Annotated in this window: 10 protein-coding genes; 5 read left to right on the forward strand and 5 right to left on the reverse strand. The window is 70.8% G+C overall.

Annotated elements, in window-relative coordinates:
- Positions 1-50 precede the first annotated feature (50 nt).
- Positions 51-674, forward strand: a complete 624-nt coding sequence (locus ACFVTR_RS12325; RefSeq protein WP_387037638.1) for a hypothetical protein — start codon at positions 51-53, stop codon at positions 672-674.
- Positions 675-728: 54 nt separating this feature from the next.
- On the opposite strand, the gene smc is transcribed toward ACFVTR_RS12325, so the two are convergent.
- Entirely contained in the window at positions 729-4,256 is a 3,528-nt protein-coding gene (gene smc / locus ACFVTR_RS12330) for a chromosome segregation protein SMC (protein ID WP_387037639.1), read from the reverse strand.
- A 185-nt stretch (positions 4,257-4,441) separates the two neighbouring features.
- Here smc and ACFVTR_RS12335 point away from each other — a divergent pair, with 185 nt between their 5' ends.
- The gene (locus ACFVTR_RS12335; protein WP_387037641.1) at positions 4,442-5,512 is read left to right on the forward strand and encodes a GNAT family N-acetyltransferase; all 1,071 of its coding nucleotides are present in this window, start codon (positions 4,442-4,444) and stop codon (positions 5,510-5,512) included.
- A gap of 9 nt (positions 5,513-5,521) precedes the next feature.
- Here the strand turns inward: ACFVTR_RS12335 and ACFVTR_RS12340 are convergent, their stop codons facing one another.
- Positions 5,522-6,154, reverse strand: a complete 633-nt coding sequence (locus ACFVTR_RS12340; RefSeq protein ID WP_387037643.1) for a TetR/AcrR family transcriptional regulator — start codon at positions 6,152-6,154, stop codon at positions 5,522-5,524.
- 99 nt (positions 6,155-6,253) lie between these two features.
- Between ACFVTR_RS12340 and ACFVTR_RS12345 the strand changes: the two genes are divergently transcribed.
- From ACFVTR_RS12345 to ACFVTR_RS12355, 3 genes are all read left to right on the forward strand, one after another.
- Positions 6,254-6,811, forward strand: a complete 558-nt coding sequence (locus tag ACFVTR_RS12345) for a dihydrofolate reductase family protein (protein WP_387037645.1) — start codon at positions 6,254-6,256, stop codon at positions 6,809-6,811.
- Positions 6,812-6,966: 155 nt separating this feature from the next.
- The gene (locus ACFVTR_RS12350) at positions 6,967-7,527 is read left to right on the forward strand and encodes a hypothetical protein (RefSeq protein ID WP_387037646.1); all 561 of its coding nucleotides are present in this window, start codon (positions 6,967-6,969) and stop codon (positions 7,525-7,527) included.
- On the forward strand, positions 7,512-7,982 hold the full coding sequence (locus tag ACFVTR_RS12355; RefSeq protein ID WP_387037647.1) for a hypothetical protein: 471 nt from the start codon (positions 7,512-7,514) through the stop codon (positions 7,980-7,982). Before ACFVTR_RS12350 ends, ACFVTR_RS12355 begins: the two co-directional genes overlap by 16 nt.
- A gap of 79 nt (positions 7,983-8,061) precedes the next feature.
- Here the strand turns inward: ACFVTR_RS12355 and mutM are convergent, their stop codons facing one another.
- The 3 genes from mutM to rnc all read right to left on the reverse strand — a co-directional run bounded on the left by mutM (position 8,062) and on the right by rnc (position 12,319).
- Positions 8,062-8,973, reverse strand: coding sequence for a bifunctional DNA-formamidopyrimidine glycosylase/DNA-(apurinic or apyrimidinic site) lyase (gene mutM / locus ACFVTR_RS12360; RefSeq protein WP_387037648.1), 912 nt, complete (start codon positions 8,971-8,973; stop codon positions 8,062-8,064).
- Positions 8,974-9,028: 55 nt separating this feature from the next.
- Positions 9,029-11,497: a hypothetical protein gene (locus ACFVTR_RS12365; protein WP_387037650.1), complete on the reverse strand. Its 2,469-nt coding sequence runs from the start codon at positions 11,495-11,497 to the stop codon at positions 9,029-9,031.
- Between the two features lie 111 nt (positions 11,498-11,608).
- Positions 11,609-12,319: a ribonuclease III gene (gene rnc, locus ACFVTR_RS12370; protein WP_387037768.1), complete on the reverse strand. Its 711-nt coding sequence runs from the start codon at positions 12,317-12,319 to the stop codon at positions 11,609-11,611.
- Positions 12,320-12,326 lie beyond the last annotated feature (7 nt).

Below are 12,326 nucleotides of genomic sequence, written 5' to 3' on the forward strand. Positions count from 1 at the left end.
GCGATGCGCCACGGCCGCCTCGCGCCCGGTCCGCTGCATAGACTCGGCGAGTGGCTTTCCGACTGGTGCTCGACGACTCCCGTCCCCTCCTCGACGACGACTCCACCGACAGCACCGCACCGCTGCGCCGCCAGGTCGACGTGCTGCGCGCCGACTACGGTCGGGCGTCGCGACTCCTGCTCGGCATCGCCGCGACGATCGTGCTCGTCGTCGTGATCTTCATCGTCACCGGCCTCATCGTCGCCGTCGGGCTCGAGAATGCGTTCGCGGTGGTGTTCGCGCTCCCGTTCGCGGCGATCGGTGCCGCCGCCGCGTGGCTGCTCGTCGAACTCCATCGCAGCGGCCGACGGCTGTCGATCGCGCTCGCCGATCGGCTCACCGTCGTACACGAGGGCGGCGACTCGATCGGCGATGTCATCCTCGCGCGGACGTTCGTGTTCGAGCCCTTCGTGTTCTGGCGCATCGCTGCGTCATCGCTCGCCCTGCTGTTCGGCATCATGCTCGGGTCCATGGCCTTCGCCCCGACGCCGGGCGACACGGCGATCCGGATCGCCGTCGGCGCGATCGGGGCGCTCCTGATCGTCGTCGGGTGCGGCGTCTTCGGCGGCGTGTTCCGCGTGAATCGTGCACACGCCCGCCGCGACCCGGTGCAGCGCCGCATCCTGGGCGGCTGACCCGGTCGGGTGACGCGGTCCGGTGCCCGCACCGCGCCGAACCGCGGGAACGCCTCAGCTCGCCTTCGCCTCGCGCTCCTCGCGAACGCGCTGGCCGACGACCGCCGAGACGCCGTCCTGGCGCATCGAGACGCCGTAGAGGGCGTCGGCGATCTCCATCGTGCGCTTCTGATGCGTGATCACGATGAGCTGGCTCGCATCGCGCAGGCTCTCGAAGGTCGTGAGCAGGCGCCCGAGGTTAGCATCGTCGAGGGCGGCCTCCACCTCGTCCATGATGTAGAACGGGCTGGGGCGCGCCTTGAAGATCGCCATGAGCAGCGCGACCGCCGCGAGCGAGCGCTCTCCGCCCGAGAGCAGCGACAGCCGCTCGATCTTCTTGCCGGCGGGCTTCACGCTCACCTCGATGCCGGTGGTCAGCATGTCGTCGGGGTTCGTCAGCGAGATGCTGCCGGTGCCGCCCGGGAAGAGCACGGGGAACACCTCGGCGAAGGCCGCCTTCGTGTCGTCGAAGGCGCTGCGGAAGATCGACTCCATGCGGCCGTCGATCTCCTCGATGATCGTGAGCAGGTCCTTGCGCGTGTTCGCGAGGTCCGTGAGCTGCTCGCTGAGGAACTGGTGTCGCTGCTCGAGCGCCGCGAACTCCTCGAGCGCGAGCGGGTTGACCCGGCCGAGCTGGGCGAGCTTGCGCTCCGCACCGGCGAGGCGCCGCTGCTGCTCCTCGCGGCGGAACGGCCGCGGTTCGGCCTCCTCGCCGTCCGCGCCCTCGGCGGGGATGAGTTCGTCGGGTCCGTATTCGGCGATCAGCACCTCCTCATCGAGTCCGAGCTCCGACTCGGCGCGCTCGACGAGCCCGCCGACGTGCAGCTTCTTCTCGTAGATGCGCAGTTCGAGCCCGTGCACGTCCTCGGTGACCGAGTGCAGGCGCTCGCGCACGGCGGTCTCCTCGCGGCGCACCGCCTGCAGCTCCTCGTTGCGGCTGGAGCGCTCGGCCTCGGCCCGACCCAGGGCGACTCGGGCCTCGGCGACGGAGGCGTCGACGGACTCGAGCGCGGGCGGCAGGGCGTCGGCCACGCGCCGCGCGGCCTCGAGCTGCGCCCGGCGGATCACCGCGCGACGGGCGGCCTCGACCGCGGCCCGACGTTCGGCGTCGTACTGGGCCTCCATCGTGCGGATGCGGGCCTCCTCAGCGCGCACCCGCTCCTTCGCGGTCTCGAGCCGGAGCTTCGCCTCGACCTCGGCCTCCCGCGCCGACTCGACGGTCGCGAGGGCCGCGTCGCGCACGGAGACGTCGAGCACCGGTCGCGGCACGGCGCGTGCCGACTCGAGTGCGGCCTTGGCCTCGCCCGCCGCCTCCTCGGCCTCGGCGACGCGTTCCTCGGCGTTCGCGGAGGTCTGCCGGAGCCGCTCCGACTCCGCCTCGGCGGCTTCGGCCTGCACCCGGGCGCGATTCAGCCGTTCGGTGCGCTGCGCGAGCTGCGCGTCGAACTCGCGGAGCGCGGCGAGCGCGCGCTTGGACTGCTCCTTCGAGGCCTCGACGAGCTGCCGCTGCTCGGCGAGCTCGGCGCGGCTGCGCTCGATCTCGCCGCGCACCTCCTCGAGGCGGGCGGCGGCGCGGTCGCGCTCGGCGATGAGCTCGATGCGGCTCTGCTTCCGGCCCGAGCCGCCGCGCACCACGTAGCGTCCGATGACGGTGCCGTCACGGGTGATCACGGTCGCGGGGCGGGATGCCTCGGCGAGCGCGGGTTCCGCGGCGCGCGCCGCGGCGAGGTCGTCGGCGATGAAGATCTCGGCGAGGAGCCCCCGCACCCCTGCCGGCGCGGCGACCACCGAGGCGGCGGCGGTGAGCCCGTCGAGCGTCGGCGCGGCGCTCGGCTCGCCGCCGGCTTCGGCGACGGCGAGCGCGACGCGGCCGAGCTCGCCCGACTCGGCACGGTCGAGTGCGCGATACGCGGCATCGCGGTCGTCGACGAGCACGGCGTCGGCGAGCGAGCCGAGCGCCGCGGCGATCGCGGCCTCGTACCCGGGCTCGACCTGCATCGACTCGGCGAGGAGGCCGCGGACGCCCGGGACTCCGGCGGCGACGAGGGCGGCCGAGCCGTCCTTCTGGTCGAGTGCGAGCGAGAGCGCCTGCGTGCGGGCGCTGAGGGCGCCGTGCTCGCGTTCGCGGCCGTGCAGCTCTTCCCGGATTCGCTCGATCTCGGCCTCGGCTTCGAACACGGCGCCCTGCGCGAGCTCGTAGGCCTCGTCGAGATCGGTCTCGGCGGTCTGCTCCTCGCCCGCAGCGGCCTCGGCCTCGGCGAGCGCGGCAGCGGCCGCTTCGCGACGGGCCGCGGAGGCGTCGAGCGCGTTCGCGTGGCGCAGCACCTCGCCGCGCACGGCGGCGAGCTTCGAGGCCGCCGAGTCGGCCTGCCCGGTGAGCTTCGAGAGCTCGAGGTCGTACGCGGAGACGAGCGCGGACTGCCGCGCGATGCCCTCGTCGACCGAGTCGAGCTCGGCGCGGGTGCGCATCGTCTGCTCGTGTGCGAGATCGAGGGCGGATGCCTCGGCGCCGATGCCGTCGCGGAGCCCGACGAGCTCGGCGACGGCGCCGTCGATCATCTCGCGGGTCACGCTCGGCGCGGCATCCGATTCGTCGGAGGCACCCTCGAGGAGCGCGATCCGCTGCCGTGCGAGCGAGTCGAGCGAGCGGAGGCGCGACTGGGCCTGTTCGAGCGCGAAGCTCGTCGACCGGGCGCGGTCGACGTCGTCGCCGCCCTGCGCCTCCTCGAGCCGGGTGACCTTCGCCTGGTGCTGCTCGAGGCGCTCCTGCAGCACGAGCCGCTCGGAGTGGCGTTCGTGTTCGCTCCTGCCGTGCTCCTCGAGTGCGCGTCGGAGGCCGACGACCTCGTCGGCGAGCAGTCGCGCCTTCGCGTCGCGCACGACCGCGGCAATGGTCGCGGCCTCGCGGGCGACCTCGGCCTGACGGCCGAGCGGCTTCAACTGCCGTCGGATCTCGCCGGCGAGGTCGGACAGACGGGTGAGGTTCGTCTGCATCGCGTCGAGCTTGCGGAGCGTCTTCTCCTTGCGGCGACGATGCTTCAGGATGCCGGCGGCCTCCTCGATGAAGCCGCGCCGGTCCTCGGGGGTCGCACGCAACACCTGGTCGAGCTGGCCCTGGCCGACGATGACGTGCATCTCCCGGCCGAGTCCCGAGTCGCTCAGGAGCTCCTGGACGTCGAGCAGCCGGCACTGGTCGCCATTGATGGCGTACTCGCTCGTGCCGTTGCGGAACAGGGTGCGCGAGATCGTGACCTCGCTGTACTCGATCGGCAGGGCGCCGTCCGAGTTGTCGATCGTGAGGCTCACCTCGGCGCGGCCGAGCGGGCCTCTCGTCGAGGTGCCGGCGAAGATGACGTCCTCCATCTTGCCGCCGCGGAGGGTCTTCGCGCCCTGCTCGCCCATCACCCAGGCGAGCGCGTCGACGACGTTCGACTTGCCCGAGCCGTTCGGGCCGACGATGCAGGTCACGCCGGGCTCGAAGGCGAAGGTCGTCGGCTGCGCGAAGGACTTGAAGCCCTTGAGCGTCAGGCTCTTGAGGTACACGTCCTACCCTCCCCTGTGCGCGAGAACGCTGCGGACTACCGTATCCGAGGATTCCGCCCCCGCCGCGCACGCGCGCCGCGCCCGCGGGATTCCACGGTTGTCGCCGCCGGCTGCGCTCGGTAGTCTGGGCGGCTGCCCACCGGGCGGCACGTCGCCCGACGCACCAACCGAGAGGAGCCCCGCGCATGTCCGTCGAGATCCGGCCGATCACGCTCCCCGAGCGACTCGGCACGCCCGAGGCCGTCGAGTTCGAACGCTACGCCGCCTTCGCCATCGACATCGAGGTCGAGCGCTGGGGCGACGACCGGTTCGCCTACACGCCCGCGGAGATGCTGTCGATCTACCGCGACGACGACTACGAGATCAAGCGGGCGTTCGCCGCCTGGCACGGCGACACCTGCGTCGGTCGCACCATCTCCTGGGGTGAACGGGATGCTGCCGCGGAGAGCGGGATCGTCATCGTCGAGGTCGCCCCCGACTTCCGTCGGCAGGGCATCGGCAGCCGACTGCTCGAGCACGCCGAGGGCGTGATCACCGCGCTCGGCCGGCACCGGAACACCGGGTGGATCGACTTTCCGCTCGCAGCCCTCGACGTCCCGGGCCCTCGGCTGCACGCGCCCGACGGCGAGGCGTCACTGCCCGCGGAGCTGCCGAGCGTGCGCTTCGCGACCCACCACGGCTACGTGCTCGGCCAGCTCGAGCGGGCGAGCGTCCTCCAGATCGCCGCTCGCACCGACGAGTTCCGTGCGGAGTCCGCGCGGCTCGAGGCCGAGGCATCCGACTACCGCATCACCGGATGGATCGACCACGTGCCCGACGCGCTCGTCGACAGCTACGCGGCGGCGCGCGCCCGCATGGCGATCGACGTGCCCGCGGGCGGCCTCGACATCGACGAGGAGTTCTGGGACGCCGACCGGGTGCGCGTGCACGAATCGCACGCGACCCGAGGCGGCCGCACGCTGCTCGTCGCGGCCGCCGTCGCGCCCGACGGATCGATCGCGGGCTACACCGAGCTCGAACTGCCGCCGGGCAAGCCGCTCGCCTACCAGTCCGACACGCTCGTGGTCGCGGCCCATCGCGGGCACGGGCTCGGCATGCGGGTGAAACTCGCGAACCTCGTGCGCCTCGCCGAGTTCGCCCCCGAGCGCACGGCGGTCTACACGTGGAACGCCGACGAGAACGAGCACATGCTCGCGATCAACCTCGCGCTCGGGTTCGAGCTGCACGGCTTCGGCGCCGAGTTCCAGCGCGGCTGATCCGGCCGGTCAGCCGGCCGTCCGCGCGCCGTATCGCGCCACGATGGTCAGCGCCGCCTCGTCCACCACGCGGCGCATCTCGGCGTCGCTCAGCGACCAGCCGCCGTGGATCAGTCGCGGCCAGAAGACGACGGTCGAGATCATGCCGAGGAACTGCGACGCCGCCGAGTCGGGGTCGTCGACGACCGCGGTCCCCTCGGCGCTTGCGGTGACGAAGCAGCGCCGCACCGCCGCGAACAGCGGCAGCGTTCCGAAGTCGAAGACCCGTTCTCGCAGTTCGGGGAACCGCGACGATTCACCGATCACCGCGCGGATCAGATCCGTCATCCCGGGCCGGTTCAAGAGCTCGACGTAGGCGAGACCCAAGCCGGTCAGGCTCGCGCGGAAGTCGCCGGATGGCGGATCCTCGAAGGCGCCCTCGGGCGAGCCGGCCGCGGCGAGCACCATCGCCTCGAAGAGCTCGGCCTTGGTCGGGAACTGCTTGAACAGCGTCGCCTTGGACACGCCTGCGCGCTCGGCGACGCGCGCCAGTGACGTGCGGTCGTAGCCGTGCTCGAGGAACAGCTCGTTGGCGGCGTCGAGGATCGTCGCCCGGTTGGTCGCGGCGACCTGGCGATGATAGCTCGAGAGCTCGCGTGACATGCCGCAAGTATAGAGGTGAGCCCATTGACTCACCACTCAAGGAGGACTACCGTCTGAAGAGGTGAGCCCACCGACTCACCTCTCGCGAAGGAGCTGAACATGGCCAAGCTCATCTACTCGATGATCACCTCGCTCGACGGGTACGCCGAAGCCGCAGAGGGCGACCTCGGCAGGGGTGCGGAGGACGAGGAGGTGCACACCTTCATCGGCGACGCGTTCCGCGACGTCGGCACCTTCCTCTACGGCCGGCGGATGTACGAGACCATGGTCTTCTGGGAGACCGTGCGCGACGAACCCGAGGTGCCGCCGTTCATCCTCCAGTACGCGAACGACTGGCGAGCCGCGGAGAAGATCGTCTACTCGACGACGCTGGAGTCGGTCTCGAGCGAGAGGACCCGCATCGAGCGGAGTTTCGACCCCGAGGCGGTCCGGCGGCTCAAGGCGGAATCCGACCACGACCTCTCGGTGGACGGCCCCAACCTCGCGGCCCAGGCGATCAGGGCCGGCCTCGTCGACGAGTACCACCTCTTCATCACCACGAGCGTGGTCGGCGGCGGCAAGCGGTTCTTCCCCGACGGCGTGCGCCTCGACCTCGACCTCGTCGAGCAGCGCGCATTCCCGTCCGGACTGATCTCGGCTCGCTACCGAACCCGATGAGCCGAGCTCAGCGCCGGCGCTGGCACTTCGGGCAGCGGTGCGAGGAGCGGTTCATGCGGCATCCCCGACGTGTCAGGTCACGAGCGCATCGTGTTCCTGGTCTGGGACTGACCGCTCCCGGACCGGTTCGTCGCCGTGCTCGATAGGGTGGCCCCATGCTTCACCTCGACGACCCCGACGAGGGCCTCTCCCCCGTGACCAGTCACGCTCGCTTCACCGAGCTCGCGCCGCCCGAGTTCTTCGACGAGGGCGACGACTTCGCCCCCTTCGGCAGTGACGACGGGCACGATACGCTGCGCGGACTGGAGGACTTCTACCGGGAGCACGGCCCGAACGCAGACGCCGCAGATTTCCTCACGGCGCTGCTGCGCGAGTGGGAGTTCGACGTTCCGCACGACATCTCCGACGCCCGGGCCGAGCATCTCGTCGCGTGGCTCGCGGAGGACGAGATGAACGAAGTGTTCCTCACCTCGGAGTCGCGTGCGCGGGTCGCTGCCGCGCTCGGCGAGCTCAAGATCACCGGCGCAGTCTCACCCGCTCTGGGTGACGAGGCGCGACGCGGCCTGCGTGCGCTGGAGATCATGGCGTCCGACACCACGAGGTATCCGCACTGGCCGCATCGCCCCGATGCGCTCCGTGCGCTCGCCGAGATCGAGCGGGTCCTCGCCGCCGCGACCGGATCCGGAGTGGAGGATTCCGCATGGGCATCTTCCTGAAGATCACCTCCCAGTCCGAGGGCGGCGCCTCCGCACGTGAAGCGGAGAAGAACCAGCGGATCCTCGACGAGATCCTCGCTGGCCTCCTGGACTACCACTGGCAGGACGGCATCGCGCCCCGGCTTCGGACGCTCGACAACCGGTACAGCCACATCGCGATCAGCGTCTTCCTGAGGCTGTTCAGGCCCGAGAGCGTCGAGGCGAACAACCATCGTTCCTACGCGCGGTACTCCGCTCGGGACGACCGGCTCGTGATCGACCAGGTGCTCGTGACCGCCGACTACGCAGCACTCACCGTCGATGAGACGCGCCGGCTCATGTCGTCCCAGGTTCGTGAGCAGATCGAAGCCATGCTGCAGAAGTATCGAACGCGATTCCAGGACTTCGACGCCGAGGCCTTCATCCCGATGCTGCGGTCGCGCTTCGACGACATCGAGGCCGGGCTCGAGAGGTGAGCTACGACTTCGGCACCCGGCGCCGCGCGGCGCCCAAGACGGCGAAGCGGCGCGGCAATCGCCGCCCGGCGAAGCAGCCCTAGACGCGCCGGCGCTGGCACTTCGGGCAGCGGTGCGAGGAGCGGTTCATGAAGGGCTCGCGCACCATCGCCGTACCGCACCGCGGGCACGGCTCGCCCGCCCGCCCGTAGGCGTTCAGCGAGTGCTCGAAGTAGCCCGAGGCGCCGTTCACGTTGACGTACTGGGCGTCGAAGCTCGTGCCGCCCTCGGTGAGCGCCCGGCCGAGCACGTCGCGCACCGCGCCGAGCAGCTCGCGCACGCGCCGTGCGCTGAGCGACGCGGCAGGCTGCTCGGGGTGCAGGCGCACCACCCAGAGCGACTCGTCGGCGTAGATGTTGCCGATGCCGCTCACCACGCCCTGGTCGAGCAGCACCCGCTTGATGCCCGTTCCGCGACGAGCGAGCTGACGCGCGAACGCGTCGTCGGAGAACTCGGGGTCGAGCGGGTCGCGGGCGATGTGTGCGACCTGACTCGGGATGAGCCTGGCCCATTCGCCCGTTTCGGCCGCTGAGAAGCCGCCGAGCCCGCCGTCGGCGGTGGGCAGCATGCGGTCGACGGCGAGCGACCCGAAGATGCGCTGGTCGACGAAGTCGACGCGGAGCTCGCCGTGCGCGGGATGGTCGAGGTGCAGCCGCACCCGCGCGTGCCGGTCGTCGCCGGGGTGGTCGGGGGTGCGCAGGAGCATCTGCCCGCTCATGCCGAGGTGCCCGACGATCGCCCGCTCGTCGCCGATTGGCAGCCAGAGGAACTTGCCGCGCCGCACCGCCGCGGCGACGCGCGCGCCCGTGACGAGACGCTCGAATTCGCCCATGACCGGGTCGTGCCTTCGCAACGATCGCCGATCGAGCACCTCGACGGCGGCGACGACGGCACCGGTCACCGCGGGCGCGAGCCCGGAGCGGACGACCTCGACCTCGGGGAGTTCTGGCACCAGTCGAGTGTATGCAACCCGTCGACCCGACGGTGACCGTGCTGCCGCGCCGGCGTCAGACCTTCGCCTTGCGGTACCCCGCACTCACCGCGGCGCGCTCCGTTGAGAAGCACATCTCAGGGTTCGTCGCGTTGTAGTAGCGCTGACCGGGCATGTGATAGATCATCGAACTCTGGTTGCCCTTGATCGGCGCCCACGACGGACACGTCCAGTCCACGACCGGGATCGTGGATCCGGGCACGACGACCGCAGCGGTGGCACTCGACGTCCGCGTGAGCGGGGAGAACGCGTACCTGCTCCCGGTCACGCTGACAGTGATCCGCTTTCCTCCGAGCGAACCGGAGTTGAGGAAGTAGGACGAACCGGTCGCCCCCGAGATGGCCACGCCGTTCGCGCGCCACTGGTACTTCAGGGTCGTTCCGCTCGGCCAGGTACCAGCCGCTGCCTTCAGCGTGTACCCGAGCCGCGCCGTTCCCGTGACGCTGGGAGTCGGACCCGTCATCGCCCCCGGACCCACCGCGGACGTCGCGACACTGGCCTTCGCCGTCGTCGTGTACGCGAGGCGTGAGGCCGTGATTCGGACGGAGATCGTCTTCCCGTAGTCACTCGTCGTGAGTCTGTACGTCGCCGCCGTTGCCCCGGTGATCGCGGTTCCGGATCGGTACCATTGATACGCGAGGGTCGAACCGCTCGGCGACACCGCCGCACTCGCGGCAAGCGTGTACCCGACCCGAACCGTGCCGGAGACGGTCGGCGTCGGCACGGAGATCGTGCCTGCGGCGATCCCCGCCGTCCCTCCCGACTTGCGTACGACCGACGCATACCCCGACTTCGAACCGTTCACGACGACCGAGATCGACTTTCCGAGGTCCGCGGCGGCGGTCCGGTAGCTCGACGACGTCGCACCGGTGATGGCCGCGCCCGATCGATACCACTGGTAGCGCAACGTCACTGGAGCAGGCGACCAGCTGCCGGGCACCGCCGTCAGCGTCTGCCCGACCTTACGAGTGCCAGAGATGGTGGGCGTCGGCGACGCGGTCAGCGCACGCAGTACCGTCGCGGTCGGCGGCGCCGTCTTCGTCAGGGAACCGTACCCGGGGCGAGAGGCGGTGACGGTGACGGAGATGCCGGTGCCTGCGTCAGCGCTGACGAGTTTGTACGTCGATCCGGTCGCTGCCGCGATCTTCGCCCCGTTGCGCAGCCACTGGTAGGCGTACGAGTTCCCGGTCGGCACCGACACGCTCAGAGTGGAGCCCACGACCGCAACACCCTTGACCGCCGGCGTGAACGCGGCGATGGTGCCGGCCGCGACCTTGACGGTCGACGCGGACTCCGCGGTGCGATCGGCGAAGCCCGAGACGCTGGCGATCACCCGCACTTTGAGCTGCAGGCCGAGGTCGGCGGCAACGGCCGTGTAGCTGTTCGACGTCGCACCCGAGATCGCTGCGCCGTTCCGTATCCACTGGTACGAGTACGACGGACCGGCCGGAACGGAGACCGAGAGTGTCTTGCCGACCGCGACCGTGCCGGTGACCAGTGGTGTGAACGACGACTGGCTCCCGAGCTCGACGGGCGCCGTCGGCGCGCTCGTGACGACCAGCGGCTCATACCCCTCGAGCACCTGACTCACGGTGACCGTCATCGCCGCGCCGAGGTCGTCCGCGCTGAGAACGAACGAGGTCGAGACCGCCCCAGGTACCGGCGCACCGTCGCGGTTCCACTGCACCGTGACCCCCTCGCCATTGGGGAGCGTGGTCGTCAGGGTCTCGCCGACCTTCGCGACGCCGGAGATCACTGCCGAGAACTCCGTCTGCGTTCCGGGGAGGACCGGACCGGTCGACGCCGACGCAGCCGTGGCCGGATCGAAGCCCGGACGTTCCGCGCGGACGGTCACCGAGAGTTCGGCACCCAGCTGCGCGGCCGTCGGCACGAACTTCGCGCCGGTCGCCCCGGCGATCTCCGCGCCATCGGCGAACCACTTGACCTCGAAGGCCAGCCCATCGACGCTCCAGGTGCCGGGATCGGCGGTCGATTCGACACCGACCGACGGCAGGTCCGACACGGTCGGCACGGTGAGGTTCTGGATCGCCGCGGGGATCATCTGCAGGTCGACGGCCGACGCCGAGCCCGACTCGACGATGGAGATCAGCCCCTCCTCAGCCGTCGTCGGCGGGACGGCGCCCGAGTGGTACCAGGTCGTTTCGTACGACGGGTCGCCGTCGCATGCCTCGGCCGAGACGGCGTACGTCCCCGCCGCGAGGCCTTCCACGACATACGAGCCGTCGGGTGCGGTCTCGACCTGAAGCCCGACCGCGGACCAGACGCCGTCACCGTCCACGTCCGACGACACCGTGACGCACCCGTCGCCGAACGCCTCGCCGAGCACACCGCGCACCGTGCCGGTGATCGCTCCGCCCGTCGCCGGCTCATCGCCAGTCGCAGCGAGCGCGGGGCTCGCGGTGAACATGCTGACGACGAGGGCGACCGACGCCGTCATCGCTGCGGCGTTGAGAATTCGGGACACGACGGCTCCGTTCAGAAAGGCAAAGTTCGCATCAGCCTACTGAGGCGGACCAACTGTCCTGCGCCGACTCACCGCCCCCTTTCGGGGGCTCCCGATCGACCGAGGAGTCCCTCAGGCTGCGCCGTTGATCCGGGTCCAGGCCTCGAGTGCGGCGGCCATCTCTGCCTGCTTCTTGCTCGAGCCCTCGCCCGACGCCTGCACGAGTTCGCCGACCGTGACGGTCGCGACGAAGTGCTTGTTGTGGTCGGGGCCGGATTCGGCGACCGAGTACGACGGCGCGGGGGCACCGCGGCGGGCCGCGATCTCCTGCAGGCTCGTCTTCGGGTCCATCGCGGCGCCGAAGCGCTCGGGGTCCTGCATGAGCGGGGTGATGAGGCGCAGCACCAGCTCGGTCGCGGCGTCGCCGCCGGCGTCGAGGTAGACCGCGCCGATGATCGCCTCGACGGTGTCGGCGAGGATCGACGGCTTGTCGGCGCCGCCGGTCATCGTCTCGCCGCGGCCGAGCCGGATGTAGGAGCCCACACCGATGGTGCGGCCGACCTCGGCGAGGGCGACACTCGACACGAGGCTGGCGCGCCGCTTCGCGAGCTCGCCCTCATCGAGGTCGGGGTGATCCGTGAAGAGCCTGACCGTGACGGCCTGCCCGAGGATCGAGTCGCCGAGGAACTCGAGGCGCTCGTTCGTCGGGATGCCGCCGTTCTCGTACGCGAACGACCGGTGCGTGAGCGCGAGCAGAAGCAGGTCGGGATCGATGTCGACCTGCAGCGTCTGCTGCAGCTCGTCGAGCGTACGATCTTCGAGCGCGGTGCGCTCGCCTCCCATGCGTTCC

The sequence above is a fragment of the Agromyces sp. NPDC058126 genome, assembly GCF_042884595.1.
Lineage (GTDB): Bacteria > Actinomycetota > Actinomycetes > Actinomycetales > Microbacteriaceae > Agromyces.